The 16,617-nt window shown below is 67.7% G+C and carries 15 protein-coding genes and 1 pseudogene; 7 read left to right on the forward strand and 9 right to left on the reverse strand.

Features of this window, described 5'->3' with window-relative positions; all coding sequences use genetic code 11:
* Nucleotides 1-78: 78 nt before the first annotated feature.
* Both D3654_RS16815 and D3654_RS16820 read right to left on the reverse strand, forming a co-directional pair.
* Complete coding sequence (locus tag D3654_RS16815; protein ID WP_120522609.1) at nucleotides 79-1,002, reverse strand: carbohydrate kinase family protein; 924 nt, start codon at nucleotides 1,000-1,002, stop codon at nucleotides 79-81.
* Nucleotides 999-2,123, reverse strand: a complete 1,125-nt coding sequence (locus tag D3654_RS16820; RefSeq protein ID WP_245413297.1) for a LacI family DNA-binding transcriptional regulator — start codon at nucleotides 2,121-2,123, stop codon at nucleotides 999-1,001. The genes D3654_RS16815 and D3654_RS16820 overlap by 4 nt, the downstream gene beginning before the upstream one ends.
* Before the next feature lie 138 nt (nucleotides 2,124-2,261).
* Here D3654_RS16820 and D3654_RS16825 point away from each other — a divergent pair, with 138 nt between their 5' ends.
* A complete protein-coding gene (locus D3654_RS16825; RefSeq protein WP_120522611.1) occupies nucleotides 2,262-2,678 on the forward strand; it encodes a metallopeptidase family protein in 417 nt (138 codons plus the stop codon).
* Between the two features lie 32 nt (nucleotides 2,679-2,710).
* Nucleotides 2,711-3,631, forward strand: a complete 921-nt coding sequence (locus D3654_RS16830) for a cation diffusion facilitator family transporter (protein ID WP_120522612.1) — start codon at nucleotides 2,711-2,713, stop codon at nucleotides 3,629-3,631.
* Between the two features lie 19 nt (nucleotides 3,632-3,650).
* Here the strand turns inward: D3654_RS16830 and D3654_RS16835 are convergent, their stop codons facing one another.
* From D3654_RS16835 to D3654_RS16860, 6 genes are all read right to left on the reverse strand, one after another.
* Complete coding sequence (locus tag D3654_RS16835; protein WP_245413298.1) at nucleotides 3,651-3,995, reverse strand: DUF6510 family protein; 345 nt, start codon at nucleotides 3,993-3,995, stop codon at nucleotides 3,651-3,653.
* Complete coding sequence (locus D3654_RS16840) at nucleotides 3,992-4,729, reverse strand: FAD-binding oxidoreductase (protein WP_245413299.1); 738 nt, start codon at nucleotides 4,727-4,729, stop codon at nucleotides 3,992-3,994. Before D3654_RS16840 ends, D3654_RS16835 begins: the two co-directional genes overlap by 4 nt.
* Before the next feature lie 10 nt (nucleotides 4,730-4,739).
* Nucleotides 4,740-5,243, reverse strand: a complete 504-nt coding sequence (locus D3654_RS16845) for a molybdopterin-dependent oxidoreductase (RefSeq protein WP_245413300.1) — start codon at nucleotides 5,241-5,243, stop codon at nucleotides 4,740-4,742.
* Between the two features lie 206 nt (nucleotides 5,244-5,449).
* Complete coding sequence (locus tag D3654_RS16850) at nucleotides 5,450-5,833, reverse strand: carboxypeptidase-like regulatory domain-containing protein (RefSeq protein ID WP_162943773.1); 384 nt, start codon at nucleotides 5,831-5,833, stop codon at nucleotides 5,450-5,452.
* Between the two features lie 23 nt (nucleotides 5,834-5,856).
* Nucleotides 5,857-8,586, reverse strand: a complete 2,730-nt coding sequence (locus D3654_RS16855) for a PEP/pyruvate-binding domain-containing protein (protein WP_120522616.1) — start codon at nucleotides 8,584-8,586, stop codon at nucleotides 5,857-5,859.
* 46 nt (nucleotides 8,587-8,632) lie between these two features.
* On the reverse strand, nucleotides 8,633-9,649 hold the full coding sequence (locus tag D3654_RS16860) for a universal stress protein (RefSeq protein ID WP_120522617.1): 1,017 nt from the start codon (nucleotides 9,647-9,649) through the stop codon (nucleotides 8,633-8,635).
* A gap of 329 nt (nucleotides 9,650-9,978) precedes the next feature.
* On the opposite strand from D3654_RS16860, the gene D3654_RS16865 reads away from it, so the two are divergent.
* The 3 genes and pseudogenes from D3654_RS16865 to D3654_RS16875 form a co-directional block, all read left to right on the forward strand.
* A complete protein-coding gene (locus tag D3654_RS16865) occupies nucleotides 9,979-10,614 on the forward strand; it encodes an NAD(P)/FAD-dependent oxidoreductase (RefSeq protein ID WP_120522659.1) in 636 nt (211 codons plus the stop codon).
* A gap of 193 nt (nucleotides 10,615-10,807) precedes the next feature.
* Nucleotides 10,808-12,568 carry a hypothetical protein gene (locus D3654_RS16870; RefSeq protein ID WP_162943774.1) on the forward strand — a complete coding sequence of 587 codons (1,761 nt, stop codon included), beginning with the start codon at nucleotides 10,808-10,810 and terminating at the stop codon, nucleotides 12,566-12,568.
* Nucleotides 12,569-12,712: 144 nt separating this feature from the next.
* A pseudogene (locus tag D3654_RS16875) lies at nucleotides 12,713-13,331 on the forward strand (transposase); the annotation flags it as partial.
* A 50-nt stretch (nucleotides 13,332-13,381) separates the two neighbouring features.
* Here the strand turns inward: D3654_RS16875 and D3654_RS16880 are convergent.
* A complete protein-coding gene (locus D3654_RS16880) occupies nucleotides 13,382-13,978 on the reverse strand; it encodes a copper resistance CopC family protein (RefSeq protein WP_120522619.1) in 597 nt (198 codons plus the stop codon).
* A 133-nt stretch (nucleotides 13,979-14,111) separates the two neighbouring features.
* Here D3654_RS16880 and D3654_RS16885 point away from each other — a divergent pair, with 133 nt between their 5' ends.
* Together D3654_RS16885 and hutG are read left to right on the forward strand one after the other, a co-directional pair.
* The gene (locus D3654_RS16885) at nucleotides 14,112-15,554 is read left to right on the forward strand and encodes an NCS2 family permease (RefSeq protein ID WP_120522660.1); all 1,443 of its coding nucleotides are present in this window, start codon (nucleotides 14,112-14,114) and stop codon (nucleotides 15,552-15,554) included.
* 87 nt (nucleotides 15,555-15,641) lie between these two features.
* Nucleotides 15,642-16,601 (forward strand): formimidoylglutamase, encoded by a 960-nt coding sequence (gene hutG, locus D3654_RS16890; protein ID WP_120522620.1) that lies wholly within the window; start codon nucleotides 15,642-15,644, stop codon nucleotides 16,599-16,601.
* Nucleotides 16,602-16,617: the final 16 nt, after the last annotated feature.

Genomic DNA, 16,617 nt, shown 5'->3' on the forward strand with positions numbered 1-16,617 from the left:
ATGTCAGATACCTCCACTAAGCCCCGGAGGTCCTCCTCACTTCAAGACTTCTGTCACCAACGTCATGGCCGAGTACAGCTAGCGCGCCATTCCGGCGAGCAGTTCACGGTGCGTGGGTGGGTTCGCGCCGGGCCGGCTGACGGTGATGGACGCCGCCATTGAAGCCGTCTGGCCGATCCGCTCCAGCACGGTCGGGGCGAGCCCTTCGCTGCCGCGCAGCAGCAGGCCCATGATGAGGGCGGACATGTAGGAATCCCCGGCACCGATGGTGTCGGCCACCACCGAACGAACGGCCGGCACGGTGAGCTGTGTGGCCCGGGTGGCCATGAGCGAGCCGCTGCCGCCGCGGGTGACCACGGCCAGGTCCGCACCCAGGCCAAGGATGCGCTCGGCGGCTTCCTCGAGGGACTTGCCCGGGTAGAGCCAGCCGGCATCGTCTTCGCTGAGCTTCACGACGTCGGACAGCGGAACGAGGCCCTCGAAGATTCCGAGCGCCTCGGCGTGGCTGCCGAGGAGGTCGGCGCGGATGTTCGGGTCGAAGGTGACCATGCAGCCACCCTGGGCCTGTTCCAGCAGGTTCCGCACCACGCGGGCCCCGGGCTCCAGGAACGCTGCGATCGAGCCGGTGTGCAGGATCTTCGGCGCGTACGGCAGGGTGGCCGGGGGAAGCGCCCATTCGATCTCGAAGGTGTACTCGGCTGAACCGTCGGCCGCGATCTCGGCGGTCGCCGTCGCCGTCCGTGCCAGCGACTGGGAGCCCGGCAGCAGCACGACCCCCGCGCTGCCGAGGTGCGCCGCGATGGCCTCGCCGCGGGAGTCGCGGCCGACGGCGGTGAGCAGGCCGACGCTGACGTCGAGCCGGCCCAGGCCGTAGGCGACGTTCGCCGGGGAACCGCCCGGGTATTCGGTCTGGCCGTCGGGCGAGTCGACGATGTCGATGAGTGCTTCGCCGACCACGACGACGTCGAGCGGCTCCGGCGAAACGGCTTCGGTGGGGTTCATGGCTTCCTTCGTTTTTCGGGTTTCCGGTTGCGCGGTTTGTTGGGGGGCGCGACCGACTGGCGTTCGATCAGGGGGCATTCCAGGAGTTCTGTGCGCGGACCGCCGGCTCGCGGACCGGCCGCACCCGATCCAGCCGCGCCCGATCCTGCCGCGCCCGATCCAGCAAGGACCAGTTCGACGGCGCGCCTGCCCATCTCCACGAAGGGCAGTTCCAGCGTGGTCAGGCCGGGCCGCAGGTTCGGGGCGAGCGTTTCCTGGTTGTCGAATCCAACCACCGAGACGTCGTCCGGAACCCCGAGTCCCAGCGAGTCCAGGGCTTGGTACGCGCCCCAAGCGGTGCGGTCGTTGGCGCAGAAGACCGCGGTGGGCGGCTCGTCCAGGGCCATGAGCTCCAGCGTGTTCGCGTAGCCGCCGGCCACCTCGCCCTCGCCGTTGCGCTGCAGGCGCGGATCGGGCCCGACACCGGCGTCGGCGAGCGCACGCAGGTACCCGTTGCGGCGGCCGGCAGCGGCCGGCAGCGCGTCGTCGTCGGGAATCCCGATGTTGATCATCGCGATCCGCCGGTGCCCGGCGTCGAGCAAGCGCCTGGTGGCGGTGTAGCCGCCCAGCTCCTCATCGGGGGCGATGCTGGGGAGCCTGCCGCTGCGGTCGCGCGAGTTGAGCACGACGGCGGGCACCTCGCCCAGCGCCTCGGGCACCTCGAGCACGCGGTGGTACATCCCGGCATAGACGACGCCGGCCACCTTATAGGACAGCATGGTCTCCAGGGAGGACTTTTCGAGCGCCTTGTCCCCTCCGGTATTCACGGTCAGCAGGAGCAGCCCCGCTTCCCAGGCCCGGCCCTGCGCCCCTTCGATGATCTTGCCGGCGAACGGAGCCGTGGCCACGAAGTCCCCCACGAAGCCGATCATTCCCGCGACGCCATCTCGCAGCACCTTGGCGTGGGCGTTCGTGCGGTAGCCGAGCTGCCTGGCCGCGTCCTGAACGCGGTGCCGGGTCTCTTCGGAAAACCGGGTTCCGGAGGCGTCGTTGAGCACGAGGGAAACCGTGGCCTGCGAGACTCCGGCGGCGGCCGCGACGTCATGCATCGTGGGGCCTGTCCTGTTGCCGGCGCGGCTCATGGGGCTACCTGTCTGCGGAGTCCGCGGGGCTGGGAAGATGAAGTTTCAAGGCTTGGGTTATACGCATAACTCGAGCCTCGAAAACTGTATCCTCCGTCACTCTGCAGCGTCAACGGCCGCAGCGGTTAGAGTCGAAGAATGTCCTCCCAACTGCCTCCCGGCCTGCCGATCCGCCCCGACGGGACGCCCTTCGACATGTCCGAGGAAGACTTCGAGGCGGCGGTGAGCGATGCCCTGCTCCTGATCCCGCGCAGGCTCGCCCGGGCCATGGACAACGTGGCGGTCTTCATCGAAGATGACTACGTCCCCGGGCCGGACGAAGACCCGGACACCGTGCTTCTCGGGCTCTACGAGGGCGTGCCGCTGACCGAACGGGACTCCTGGTGGGAGGCCGGTTCCCTGCCGGACCGGATCACGATCTTCCGGCAGCCCATCCTGGACATCTGCTCGTCCCGGCAGGAAGTGATCGATGAGGTGGCGGTCACCGTGGTCCACGAGATCGCCCACCACTTCGGCATCAGCGACGAGCGCCTGCACGAACTCGGCTGGGACTAAGGCGTCCGACAGGCCCGCGCTAGCCTTAGAGCATGGGGCACGACCACAACCACGCGCACGGCATCACGGCAACGGGGAAGCACCGGAAGCGGCTCATCGCTGTCCTGGGCATCACCCTGGCGGTGGTGCTGGTCCAGGTGGCGGGCGCCGTCGTTTCCGGTTCGCTGGCGCTGCTCGCAGACGCCGGCCACATGCTCTCGGACGCGGCGGGCGTCTTCATCGCGCTGATGGCGGCGTGGGTGGCCACCCGCCCGCCCAGCGATCAGCGCACTTATGGCTACCAGCGCGCCGAGGTGCTGGCGGCCCTGGCGAACGCGTTGATCCTCCTCGTCATTTCCGTGGTGATCCTCATCGAGGCCATCCGCCGCTTCGGCGACTCCCCCGAAATCCACACGGACACCATGCTCTATGCAGCGATCCTGGGCGCCGTGGCAAACCTGGTGTCTCTGCTGATCCTTCGCGGTTCCCAGGAGGAGAGCCTCAACCTGCGCGGAGCGTACCTCGAAGTGCTCGGTGACCTGCTGGGATCCATTGCCGTCATCGCCGCGGCCGTGGTCATCATGTTCACGGATTTCCAGGCCGCCGACCCCATCGCGTCCATCCTGATCGCGCTGATGATCCTGCCCCGGGCCTGGCACCTGCTCCGCGACGTGGTGGACGTGCTCCTGGAGGCCAGCCCCAAGGGCGTGGAAGTCAGCATGATCCGCGAGCACATCCTCTCCGTGCACGGCGTGGTGGGCGTGCACGACATCCACATCTGGACTATCACCTCCGGTGTCCCGGTGTTCTCGGCCCACGTGGTGGTGGAGGACAGCATCCTCAACGCCACCAGCACGGACCGGCTCCTGGACCAGCTGACCTCGTGCCTGGGCTCGCATTTCGACACGGACCACTGCACCTTCCAACTGGAGCCCGCCAGCCACTCGGAGCACGAGGCGCACCAGCACGCCTGAGGGGCACGCGTGGGAGCGCCTAGCCCTCGCGGTCGATCTGCAGGTAGCTGAGTCCGCTCACATCAAGCCAGTACCGGGTGGGGGTCTCCACCAGGCGCAGCAGCACGCCCTCGCAGGAATCGCAGCGCACAACGATTCCCGGGCCGTCGGCGTACACCGTTGCCCGGGCAACGACGCTGACGGCGCCGCAGTGCTTGCACCGCCCGATCGCTTGGATGATGTCGAAGCGGAACAGCTCCCACAGCGCTCCTGCGGCCGCGTTTCCGTCAAGATGGGATATCGGATTGCCCGGGACCCCTGCGATGTCCTGGTCCTCGAAGCGCGGGTCTTCGGAGCCCGAAGCCGCACTGCTGTTGCCGCTCATCGCGTCCCTCCCGTCCCGCCGAAGCGCTCGGTCTTGATCGTGGCGGCTGGATACCCGGCCTGCACGAGCCATTCTGCGACTGTTTCGACAAACACCGTCTGGCCGCACACGAAGATGTCCGGGGCGGCATCCACTGGCAGGATGTTCGCCAGGAGGGTTCCTGCGGTGAGCCGCGCCGGAGCGCTTGGCCAGCCCGCGGGCACGCTGCGGGTGTAGACGTAGTCGACCGAGAACCTGGACGATTCGGCACCCAAGGCCCGCAGTTCCTCCTGGTAGAAACCCGCCTCCGGTGATTTGAGTGAGTACAGCAACCGGAACTGCGATGGATTCGACGATGCCTCGTGCGCCCGGACCATCGACATGAGCGGCACCACGCCGGACCCACCGGCGATGAGCTGGACCGGGTTCGGGTCCGAGGGCCGCCAGACGAACCAGCCGCCCACCGGGCCACGGATCTCCAACTGGTCGCCTACCGCCAGGTCCCTGACCAAATACGGAGAGACCTCCCCGTCGGCCAGTTCCGCGACCGTGATCTCGAGGACCTCGTCCATCCGCGCGGTGGCCACGGAATAGGACCGCACCGCCGTGTATCCGTCGTCGGCGGTGAGCCTGATGTCGATGTGCTGGCCGGCGAGGTAGCCGTCCAGGCCGGCCACCCGCAGCCCTATGGTCCTCGATGTCTCGGTTTCGGGAACCCCGCTGACCACGTCCGCGACCCGCCACATGGTGCTCATCGGGCGGGCCTCACGAGTAGCGCTCTTCCCGCCACGGATCACCGTGCAGGTGGTAGCCGTTGGATTCCCAAAAACCCGGAACATCGTCCTGCGTCAGCTCGATGCCGTGGACCCACTTGGCGCTTTTCCAGAAGTAGAGGTGCGGCACGAGCAGGCGGGCGGGACCGCCGTGGGCCCGCTCCAGGGGCTCGCCGTCGAATTCCCAAGCGACCCAGGCACGTCCGCCCAGCAGGTCATTGAGCGGCACGTTGGTGGTGTACCCGCCGTAGGAGTGGGCTGTCGCGAAGCCGCTCCGCGTGTCCACGTCCTCGAACAAGGTATCCAGGGACACTCCCCGCCAGGAGGTGCCCAGCCGGGACCAACTGGTCACGCAATGGATGTCGGCGTGGATCTCGGCCTGGGGAAGCGCCATGAAGGACTCCCACGACCAGGCATGGCGCTGGCCCGTCTCCGTGGTGATGAAGAATTCCCAGTCCGCCAGGGGAATGTTCGGCGCGGGCCCGGCGGTGAGCACCGGAAAAGTTTCCGTCTGGTGCTGCCCCGGCGGTAACGCCGGATTGCCGCCGCGTCGTCTCCCGTGAAAACCGGACGAAATGATTCCCATCATGCACCTCCACTGCGGAAGCTCCGGCCGACTGTGATCGGTTCCCTCACGATAGGGCAAGCGCCCGGCCGGGTCCAGAAGTCCGACCGGTCCAGAAGTTCGCGCCCGGAAAAGGCTCAGCGGATTCCGCTGTCCACAATCAGGGTGATCTGGACTGGACGCTCCGAGATGACCACGTCCTGTGAGGCCACCGACGCGTAGCCGCCGGCGTTCGTTGCCCTGATGACGTAGTTGCCGTCGGGCAGCGTCAGGCTGAAGGCGCCCGCCGTATCGGTGGCCGTCGACCCGCGGACAGTGTCCCCGGCCAGGGCGACGACAGACGCTCCGGACACCGGGCGCGGCGCGCACTCCATGCCCGGGCGCTCCACCGGGCACACCGGTGCTGTGAGGACGTAACCGGTGACCGTGCCGGAGTGGCCGGCCGGCTGCCCGGAGTCGCCGGCGCAGCCACACAGCAATGCGGCAGCTGCGGCCACCAAGGCCAACCCGATCCGTGCCACGACGCCCACCAATCCGAACCGCGTCAGCCTTCCGGCGTCACCGTTCCGGACGCGCCGTCCACGGTGATGGTCTGGCCGCTACGGATCCGGTTCGTCGCGTCCGGAACACCGACGACGGCGGGAATCCCGTACTCGCGCGCAACGACAGCCCCGTGCGAATTGGCTCCGCCCATTTCCATGACCAGCCCGCCGGCGGTCAGGAAGAGCGGGGTCCAGCCAGGGTCCGTGGACGGCGCCACGAGGATCTCCCCGGGCTCCAGCCGGGCGCCCACCGGGTCCAGGATCACGCGGGCCACGGCGGTGACAGTCCCGGCCGAGGCCGGGCTTCCGGCCAAGGTCCCGCCGGCAGCTGCTCCGTCAACAGATGCATGGCGGGCTGCCACGGCTTCGGGTTCGGTGCCGTCTGACAGCAGCACGCGGGGCACGTGGCGTCGCCTGAGTTCAAGTTCGTAGGCCTCGCGCCGCTCCGCCACGAGCGCGCGCAGGTCCGCTCCGTCGAGGGCCCTGTGTGCCTCCGTGAAGTCCAGGAAGAACACGTCCCCGGCGTCGGAAATTCTGCCCCGCTCCGCGAGTTCCCTGCCCACCAGGACCAGCTGTGCGCGGGCCGCGGCAAGGCCCTCCACCAGCCGGTACTTGGGCAGTTCCCGCATGCCCGCGAACGTCCGGGTCCGCGCCAGAGCGCCCTTGACGATCCTGGCGTGGAGCGGCCCCTTCTCCCGCGCGCGCCTGACGAGGACGGCGGCTTCGGCGTCGGCTTCCCGGGAGGCCTTCGCGAACTGCCTGTCCGGCGCGAACTCCGGGTCTTCCAGGCGGAGATAGTTCGCCAGGACGCCGATGATGTGGGTGGGGTCGTCGGCCCAGCGGGGCATACCCAGGTCGATTTCGGCGACGGCCCGGTGGCCGTACTCGGCCAGGAACGCGGCCAGGCCCGAGTGCGCAGCGGCCGGCAGTCCGCCGTCGTGATACTGCCTTGCGAGGTCCTGCGGCGGCATGGAGGAGAACGCCTCCGCGGAAGCGGGGTCAGCCTTGATCGCTTCGGCGAGGTGCCACAGGGCAAGGTCCATCTCGGTGGTCACGTTGTTCGGCAGGCCCCGGATGACCAGCTGCAGCTCATCCCAGGGGGCCTTGTCGCCGAGGATCCGGCGGACAAGTCCCAGCATCGCGAAGCCGGCGAGCGCGGGCGGCAGCGTATTGGGCAGGATGCGGAAGAGTTCACGGCCCAGGATGCGTTCGGCATGCTCGAGCCGTTCACGGGGGCTCGCGTCCGCCGGGACGGCCAGGTGGTCCTGCAGCGTCTCGCCGAAGCGGCGCGCCCGCTCCAGCGCGGCGTCGGGCCGGAACAGGGCGCGCAGCAATGTTTCCGGAACCCTGTACTTGGCGATCACGGGGGCAACATGGCGGATGAGCCGGAACGGGGTCCTGCTGGTGACGGCGAAGCGCGGATCGTCGAACAGGCTGCGCATCACCGCCGCCGAGCGCGCCTCCATCACGTCGAAGACCCGTGGAACGATCTTCCGGCCGGTGCCGCTGCGCAGCACGGCGCTCAGATCGAAGTAGATACGCTGGCCGGCCTCGTAGAACGGCGGGGGCCCGTTCCGCGGCTCCGGCACGTCGAAGCCGGCGGCCTTCGCCACCGACGCGCCGATGAGCCGGATTCCCGCCAGCCCCATCGGGGTGATCGGCCGGGTGAGGCCCTGGGCGAGGCTGAAGCACAGGTACGCGTGCGCTCCCGGCGTCGACGGCGGCCTGGTCACCTGCGGGTAGAGCGTGGTGATCGGGCGGGCCTGGGTGAGCCACAGCTTCCCGTCGCCGTCGATCGCCCATTCGGTGTCCTGCGGGGAGCCGTAGTGGGCCTCCACCCGGCGGCCGAGGGCCGCGAGCGCCCTGACCCGGGAGTCGTCGAGGCAGGCCCCGTCCTGGCCGTCCACGCCAGCCGCGCCGGGAGCCTCCACGCGTTCCGTGCCGCCGCCAGGCAGCGGGCGGATCAGCAGGGTCCGCTCCCCCGTGCGCCGTTCGGTGATGCTTCCCGTCACCGAGTCCACCACGAAATGGTCCGGATTCACGGCACCGGAAACCACGGCCTCGCCCAGGCCCGGGCTGGCGTCGATGACGGCCTCGTGCCGGCGCCCGGTGACCGGGTTGGCGGTGAACAGCACGCCCGCCGTCGCGGCATCCACCAGCACCTGCACGACGACGGCGAGGCTCACCGCGGCGTGGTCGATCCCGTTGCTGGCGCGGTAGCTGACGGCGCGGTCGGTCCAGAGCGAGGCCCAGCATTTGCGGACCGCTTCCAGCACTGCGTCCGCGCCGACGACGTTGAGGTAGGTGTCCTGCTGGCCGGCGAAGCTGGCGAACGGGAGGTCCTCGGCCGTCGCGGACGAGCGGACCGCCACGGCGGCGTCCGGTCCGAGGCTGAGGTACGCGTCCCGCACGGCGGTTTCGACGGCGGCCGGCATCCCGGCGTCGAGCACCGCGGCACGGGCGCGGGCGGCGAACTCCGCCAGGGTTTCGAGGTCTTCCGGCGGCACCGCTTCCAGGGCGGCCAGGACGGCGCCGATCGCGCTGTCCGGCTGCCCGGCCCGCAGGGCCTCGCGGTACGCCTCGGTGGTGAGGCAGAAACCCGGCGGAACCGGCAGGCCCGCCCCTGTCATCTCGCCGAGGTTGGCCGCCTTGCCGCCCACCTCGGCGAGCATGCCGGCCCGGATGTCGTCCAGGCCGAGGATGAACCCGGGAGACGTCTTCGCTTCAGCCATGGTGTCCGCCTTGGGACTGTCCGGAAAAGTCCGTGGCCCGGGAGACCTACGCGGCGCCGAGCATGGGGCCGAAGTCCGCCCGGTCGGCCAGGCGCGGATCCTCGCGGTCCGGGACCACCATGACGGGGCCCTTGGCATGGTGCAGCACGCCGTCCGAGGTGGAGCCCAGAAGCATTCCGGTAAAGCCGCCGCGGCCGCGGGTGCCCAGCACCACCAGTTCCACGTTCCTGCTTGCCTCCACCATCACGTCCACGGGGGAACCGTCCAGGAGTTCGGTTTCGATTGTCAGGCGCGGGAAATGGCTGCGGATCCAGGCCAGTCCGGCGTCCAGCTGGACCCGGATGTCCTTGAAGAGGGCCTCCCGGTCCAAGGGTGCGGGCACCCAGGCGAGGGAGCCGCTGTATTCGGGAACGGCGCAGATGACGCGCAGTTTGGCGCCCATGCGCTCGGCGGCTTCGGCGGCGTCGAGCACAGCCACGCGGGCCTGTTCGGAACCGTCCACGCCCACCGCCACGACGTTTTCGATGGCGCGCTTTCCGGACTTGGCCCGTTCGGCCTTGACGTGCTTGTCCTCCGTGGCCTCGCCGAGCCGGTCCCCGCAGTAGAGCGGCACGGTCACGGTGGGGCACTTGGAGTGGGCCGGGAGGGCGCTGCTCACGGAACCAAGGAGGCGGCCCACGAAGCCGCCGCGGCCGCGGGTGCCGAAGACGAGGAGGTCGGCCGAGGCGGAGAGCTCAAGGAGCACACCGGAAGCGTCGCCGTTCTCCACGGAGCCGTCCACATCGATCGGGTAGACGGCGACCTTCGCCAGGGCCTGGCGCACGATCTCCTCGGCGCCTTCCCGGATCACGGAGTCATCCACGGTGGCGTAGCCGCCGTCCAGGCCGGAGGCGGCGAAAATCGGCACCGAGTAGGCGGTCACAACGTGCAGCGGAAGGTTCCTGCGTTCGGCTTCCCGCGCCGCCCATACAAGGGCGCACTGGCCGTGCTCGCTACCGTCGACACCCACCACGATGCCGCCCGGGGCAATGGTGGGTTCCTGATCGCTCTCGTGCTGGTCCATGGGGCCCGCCTCCTCGCACTGCTGGCTTCTTGTTGCCGTTATTCTGCCAGAGGCCGCTGCCCTGGCTTGCCTTCCCCGGCAGGCCGCGGGTCGGGGCCTCCAATGCTCACTATTCTCGGTTCCCGGTAACGAATCAAGCGGGCTCCCGGGGGCCTCCAGGGCGGCTACCCACGGGCCGGAAAGTTCTGTAGTGTTCGATGCACGGCAAACGGAAATGTGTCCTGGGGCACACTCCGTTTTGTCTTGTGCGGCCGCTTGGGGAAACCGGACGCCACCCCCTGACTGCCTGCGGGCGGGCATTATCCAAGGAGGAACCAAGCGTGCAGTTCATGCTTGCCCCGAATGCGGAGCGCACCACTACCGTGGTGATCGGCGCCGGGATGCCAGGCCTTGCCGTCGCGAGCGAGCTCAGTCGCCGCGGCGTGAACGCCATCGTTGTCAGCGGCCTCAACGGCCAGGCCTTCCCGTTCGCCGGGGCCTCCACGCACACAGGCAAGCTGGGCCGCTGCGACGGTCCGGACGCAGCGTCCCTGCAAGAACGCAACGAGATCCTCCGCCACCTGCGCAACTACGCCGCCAGCCACCACCTGGACGTCCGGACCACCACCCCCGCCGTCCGACTGGACCGGCTGGCGCACCAGCGCCCCGTCGAAGAGAAGGTGTGGGCGATCCACACCGAGCAGGGGGTGCTGCTGGCGGACAACATCGTGCTGACGCGCTGCGGGCAAAGCCAGCTGCGCCGCATGCTCGCGGAGCTGGGCATAGCGATCGGCCAGAACATCACGGCCGCGCTGCGCGCCATGGGCATGTACCTGGTGGGGGTGGGCGAACTCATCAGCCCCACCCCGAAGGAAGTGCTTCGCCAGGCCAAGGTGGTGGGGCAGGCGATTTCGGCGAAAGTGCACCCGGATAATGTGCATGCCGCCCTGACCGGCAGCTTCCCCGCGGTATCAGCGCTGGCCTAAGCGCCGCCCAACTAGCTCGCAGTTGTTGACGCTTCTTGCCGGGGCGGCTTAGGTGACCGGCCAGCGACCCCTCTCCCCCGTTGTTTTGGCTGCTGACGAAGCTTCCCCCCGTTGGGTCTTTCGACGAGACCCTTCTCCCAGTAACGTCTCCCGCAAATGCTGTCTTGGCCGGGCGCAACTTGGGGGGAACACCGTGAAAGCATCGGAACACGAGCGGGCGGCAATAGCCTCCAGGATCGCAGCCGTGGTGCGCGCCGACCCGCGGGCGGATGCTCAGGAACCGGACAAACTGGACGCCTCCCTGGCGCGCCTCGAACAACTCAGCCCACAGACACTGCAAATGCTGGAACTCGAACTGGCCAAGGCAGACAGCATCGTCGCCGAGGGATCAAAATTCTGGGGATTCTCGGGGGCGAAAGGCGGGCCGGCGGAGTTCCTCGTCCGCTTTTGTTCACCGGTCACCCGCCAAGGCACGGAGGTTCCAGTAGCGGAAAATGATGCCCACCTCCTCGACACCTTGGTATTCGGGATCATTCTTGCCGCGCACAGTCCTGTCATGTATGCCAGGGCAGTCTCCCGTGTCAGGAACCTGTTTGGTTTAGGTCCCGATGAGAGCCTCGCCGGCACTGCCGGCGCAAAATACGGGACGGCAAACGTCTTCGCTGTCCTCGATGTTGCCGTTTGCATTGCCACGGTTCAGCTCAGCAAGACTTCCAGCCACATTACAGCCGGGATGGGGCGCGCCGGAGTGGATGCCTACGCTGACGCCCTGGACGCCTGCCATTTCATGACTGCCGTTTTCGCTAACTTCATCATGAGGCAGCGGCCGACACCGGAAAAGCTTGCTTCCTTGATGCGAACCGGGCGACTGTCCCGCTTCGGCATTTCACCCACGGACATCGATCTGCAGCGACTCCGGTCCGAGCTTTCCAAGCTCTCCGCCACCCATCCCACACACTTCCCGGCCCCCGCAAAACTGCTTGAACTCCAGTCTCCCGCGGGCGAGTGCACGGCAGAGGCGGGCCAACCCTGCTACGCCATCTCAGGAATTGCCAATCCCCGGACTGCCGGCGATGCCCTGGAGAGGCACCTTACGCGTCGTAAGACAGCTGTCCGGGCGGCCCGAATCAAGAAGTTCCTAGCGGTGATCTCCCCGTTGGCTGCCATCGGGATTTCCGTGCGGATGTGCTGGCCGTCCCTGGTGACATTGATGGCCCAGCGGCCTGTCCCTGGCCTTCTTGTATTCGCTTCGCTGGTTTTCGTCGAGGGCGTCTGTGGCTACTGGATTTTCCGCTGTGCGGCGGCGCTTCATGACCTGCGCGGGGTGACTTTCTTCCAGCAGGCCAGGGACCTGACGAACTACACGGTCATCCAAGGCAGACGCGACCGGTCTTTCCTCCAATCCTTGCGGCAATTACGGCCAGCGGCATTCGATCAGTCCGCCTCAGCCGGGATTCCACGGCACTTCTCGCTGTTCGCCGACAACCAGGGGGTGATGATTCTCGGCAAGGGATCCCGACCAAGGATAGTGGCGTCGTTCCACTGGTCTCATGTCATTGATACCGACCCCGACGCTGTGGGCCACCGGATCGTCCTCACTATCCAGCAAGACGAGCCTGTACAGGCGGATGAGCGAACGGTTCAACTCGCTTTCGAAGTGACGCGGGCGAAGGTGGCTTGGTCGGAACTGTCATATGTGCAAGAGAAGCCTCTTGAAGCCATGCTTGCCATGTACAACGGTATGAAAGTCCTCGGACGGTTCGAGACGCCTGCCGGCAGTCCGGGAGATGAGGCCCAGGCGGCTGAAGCCTACGAATCCCGAAACCCAGCCCCGCTTTTCTTTGCCGGCACGGCAGGGATTCTGGAACGTCGGCGCGTTCTGCTCCGGGGTCTGTTGCTCACACCCCTGATTTGCGCCTTGATGCCGGCCCTGCCCGGGATCTTGATCGCATGATGGAGGGCCTGAGTGTCCGGTCCGATGTCCCATGATTTGTGCAATCGACTTCGGCCAGTCGACTTCGGAAAATGACAACGTGCCCGGCTCCAGATGAGCCCGATGGAATGTCATCGAAAAGCTGTAGTTTTCCGACGCGCCTTTCTGACCCGGGCCCGGAGGATCATCACCGGGAACGCGCCCGGGAGATACAGCGGCTGGAGAAACTCCTTGAGGACGCGTTCATCAAGCTCTCCTCCGTGGCCTCGAATATTAACGGAGTCTCGGGACGGCTGATGCTCCAGGCCCTGATCGATGGCCAGGACGACCCGGCTGCACTGGCGCAGATGGCCAAGCGGAAACTGCGCCAGAAGATCCCGGAACTCACCGAAGCGCTCAACGGCCGCTTCAAGGACCACCACCGCTACCTGGCAGCCTTGTTTCTGCGCCGGATCGACGCGCACACCGCCGACATCAACGACCTCAGATCTCGCATCGAGGCGGCGATCGACCCTTTCGCCAGGCCCGGGAGCTCCAACACCTATTTCTCAGCGAAACACCGGCGCATCCTCGCCGACGGGGACCCATGAAGGCACTCGTCGCCGTCGAACACGCCATGCTCACCGCGGCCTGGCACATGCTCACCACCGCCGAGCTCTACCAAGACCCCGGCGCCGACTACTTCACCCGACATAGCCCCGGCAGAGCAAAGGCCCGAGCGCTCGGACAGCTCGGATCCCTCGGCTACCACGTCACGCTCGAACCCCTGCGCCAGACCGGATAGACCACCGCTGCCTCGCCGAACTTTCATGTCAAAACGACATCTACTGCCAGTCAGTTGGACTCGGATGCCTCCGGTTCGTCGCTGTTCTCCTCGTCGCGGCCGGCGGCCAGCTTGCGGCGGGCTGTCACGCCCAGGAACACGAGCAGTCCAAGGGCGACGACGGCGAAGCCGACAATGCTCCACGGGAACGGCTCGGACGCGGCGGGCGCCTTTTCGGGCGTCGTGGAAGAGCCGGGGGCGGCCGTGCCTGCCGATGGAACCGTGCCTGCCGCCTGGACAGTGAAACTGAAGGTGCGATCGAGTCGGTGCCCGTCTGAGCTGGCTACACTCCAAACGACCGTGTACTTGCCGGCCGGTGCGTCGGAACGCATTCCCCGCGAGACCACGGTGTCAACGATCTCCACCGGCCCGTCGCCCCAGTCCTTCCCCGAGGCATCGTTTACTGTGATCGACGGCTTGACCGCGAGCGGCCGGTTGTTGAAGGTGACCGAGACCGTGTCCGGGACTTTCGCCACCGTGGAGCCATTGGCCGGCGACCTGGACACATCGGTGTCGTGGGCGGAAGCCGGGGCGGCCCCGAAAAGCACCGTGGCGGTGAACAAAAGAGCGGCAACGGCTGTGGCCACGAGCTGGCGGACGGGACGCATGGTCAGATAACTCCCTTGTGTTGGATTCCTTACAGACTAAGTGAATTTCCTGGGGCTCTTTGCCGAGCGGGCTTAGGATTTGAGAGCACACCCCCACCACTTCCCGGAGATCTCCATGCTCAACCAGGGTTCACTGCTCAAACAGGGTTCGGCCATCGACCGCTATTTCAAGATTTCGGAGCGCGGTTCCAACTATTCGCGGGAAATCCGCGGCGGCTTCGCCACGTTCTTCGCCATGAGCTACATCGTGGTCCTGAACCCGCTGATCCTCTCCGGGGCCGACTCCAACGGCAACAGCCTCGGCTTCACCGCCGTGGCTGCCACCACCGCGTTCGTGGCAGGCATCCTGACCATCCTCATGGGCGCCTGGGCCAAGCACCCCTTCGCGGTGGCCACCGGCCTGGGCGTCAATGCCTTCGTGGCCGTGACCGTCGCCTCGCACCCGGGCCTGACGTGGCCGGACATGATGGGCCTGGTGGTGCTCTCCGGCCTCACCATGCTGATCCTGGTCCTCACCGGCTTCCGCACCGCGGTCTTCAAGGCGGTCCCGGCATCGCTGAAGACGGCGATCGTGGTGGGCATCGGCCTTTTCATCGCCCTCATCGGCCTGGTGAATGCCGGCTTCGTGCGCCGCATCCCGGACGCCGCCGGCACCACCGTGCCGCTGGGCCTGGGCGTGGACGGGAAGCTGCTGGGCTGGCCCACCCTGGTGTTCGTCGTCGGCCTCATCCTGACCATCGCCTTGGTGGTCCGCAAGGTCCGCGGCGCCATCCTGATCGGCATCGTGGCCTCCACCGCGCTGGCCGCCATCCTCGAATTCACCCTGCACATCGGCCCGAGCTTCGACGGCACGAACGTCAACCCGCGCGGTTGGTCCCTCGTGGCGCCGAAATTCACGGAATGGGGCGCCCCGGACCTGTCCCTGATCGGCAAGGCCAACCCGTTCGGCGCCTTCGAGCACCTGGGCGTCATCGCCGCGTCGCTGCTGGCGTTCGTGATCCTGCTGAGCATCTTCTTCGACGCGATGGGCACCATGGTTGGCCTGGCCAACGAGGCGGGCACCGTGGACAAGAACGGCGACATCCCCAACGTGGACCGCGTCCTCCAGGTCGACGCCCTCGGTGCGATCGTGGGCGGCGGAACCTCCGTCTCCTCCAACCAGATCTTCGTGGAATCCGGCGCCGGCATCGGCGAAGGCGCCCGCACCGGCCTGGCCTCGATCGTCACCGGCCTGCTGTTCCTGGTGGCCATGTTCTTCACACCGCTCATCAACCTGGTGCCGTTCGAGGCCGTGGCCCCGGCGCTGGTGGTGGTGGGCTTCATGATGGTGTCCCAGGTGGGCAAGATCGACTGGCAGGACTGGGGCGTGGGCATCCCCGCCTTCCTCACCATCGCCCTGATGCCGTTCACCTATTCGATCGCCAACGGCCTGGGCGCCGGCTTCATCTCCTACGTGCTGATCCGTACTTTCCAGGGCCGTGCCCGCGAGGTGCACCCGCTTATGTGGGCGGTTGCCGCGGCGTTCCTGCTCTTCTTCGGCATCGGCCAAGTGGAGGAAATCCTGGGCATCAAGTAGCCCGCAGAATTGCAGCCGTCCGGGATTCCGGACACGGCTCCGCAGGCCGCGCTGTTTTCGGGGCGTGGTCTGCGGTGTGCTTAAAACATGCAAACGAACACCCTCCCTGTTGATGTCCGCCCCGAGTCCTGGACGGGCCGCTTCGACGGCGACGGCGCCGAGCACCGCCGCTGGTGGCAGGCCATCGCGCCTTACGATGCAGCGGCCGACGGCGACGCAACCGCCCGCACCCGGCCCGCCGTCGTCGTGGGCTTCTGCAGCGACGAAGGTGTGCGCCGCAACAAGGGACGCACGGGTGCCGCGGCCGCTCCGGCCGCGATCCGCGCCGCGCTCGGACCGCTCGCCTATCACCTGGACCGCAGCGTCTTCGACGCCGGCGACGTCGTGGTGGAGGGCGAGGCCCTGGAGGAGGGCCAGCAGCGTGCGGGAACCGTTGTATCCGCACTGCTCGACGCCGGCAACCTCACCGTGGTGCTCGGCGGCGGCCACGAGACCGCGTTCGCCAGCTACCTGGGCGTGGCCGGCTCTTCTTCGGTGACTTCCGGCAAGCGGCTGGGCGTGCTGAACCTGGACGCCCACTTCGACCTGCGCGACGCAGCCGTGCCAAGCTCGGGCACTCCGTTCCTGCAGATGGCCCGCGCGGAAGCTGCCGCCGGCCGCGAACTGCAGTACGCCGTCGTCGGGATCTCGGAGGCGAACAACACCCGCACGCTCTTCGACACGGCCGACCGGCTGGGTGTGAAGTACCTGCTGGACGAGGACTGCTCGGCGGAGGCCGTCTCCGAATTCGTGGCGTCCTTCCTGGCCGGCATCGACGTGCTGTACCTGACGATCGACCTGGACGTGCTGCCCGCGGCGACGGCGCCCGGCGTCAGCGCCCCGGCCGCCTACGGCGTGTCCCTGCCGGTGATCAGCGCCGTGTGCCGCCAGGTGGCCGCGAGCGGCAAGCTCCTCCACCTGGACGTCGCCGAACTGAACCCGGAGTTCGACGTCGACTCCCGCACCGCGAAGGTGGCCGCGCGGCTGGTGAACACGCTGCTCGGCTAGGGGACCCCGCACTCCG

This window comes from Arthrobacter celericrescens (genome assembly GCF_003614925.1).
Classification (GTDB): Bacteria; Actinomycetota; Actinomycetes; order Actinomycetales; family Micrococcaceae; genus Arthrobacter; species Arthrobacter celericrescens.

Excerpts from the sequence above, each read along its gene's own strand:
- D3654_RS16815 (WP_120522609.1), bottom strand. The coding sequence starts at position 1,002 with ATGAACCCCACCGAAGCCGTTTCGCCGGAGCCGCTCGACGTCGTCGTG.
- D3654_RS16820 (WP_245413297.1), bottom strand. The coding sequence starts at position 2,123 with ATGAGCCGCGCCGGCAACAGGACAGGCCCCACGATGCATGACGTCGCG.
- D3654_RS16825 (WP_120522611.1), top strand. The coding sequence starts at position 2,262 with ATGTCCTCCCAACTGCCTCCCGGCCTGCCGATCCGCCCCGACGGGACG.
- D3654_RS16830 (WP_120522612.1), top strand. The coding sequence starts at position 2,711 with ATGGGGCACGACCACAACCACGCGCACGGCATCACGGCAACGGGGAAG.
- D3654_RS16835 (WP_245413298.1), bottom strand. The coding sequence starts at position 3,995 with ATGAGCGGCAACAGCAGTGCGGCTTCGGGCTCCGAAGACCCGCGCTTC.
- D3654_RS16840 (WP_245413299.1), bottom strand. The coding sequence starts at position 4,729 with ATGAGCACCATGTGGCGGGTCGCGGACGTGGTCAGCGGGGTTCCCGAA.
- D3654_RS16855 (WP_120522616.1), bottom strand. The coding sequence starts at position 8,586 with ATGGCTGAAGCGAAGACGTCTCCCGGGTTCATCCTCGGCCTGGACGAC.
- D3654_RS16860 (WP_120522617.1), bottom strand. The coding sequence starts at position 9,649 with ATGGACCAGCACGAGAGCGATCAGGAACCCACCATTGCCCCGGGCGGC.
- D3654_RS16865 (WP_120522659.1), top strand. The coding sequence starts at position 9,979 with ATGCTTGCCCCGAATGCGGAGCGCACCACTACCGTGGTGATCGGCGCC.
- D3654_RS16880 (WP_120522619.1), bottom strand. The coding sequence starts at position 13,978 with ATGCGTCCCGTCCGCCAGCTCGTGGCCACAGCCGTTGCCGCTCTTTTG.
- hutG (WP_120522620.1), top strand. The coding sequence starts at position 15,642 with ATGCAAACGAACACCCTCCCTGTTGATGTCCGCCCCGAGTCCTGGACG.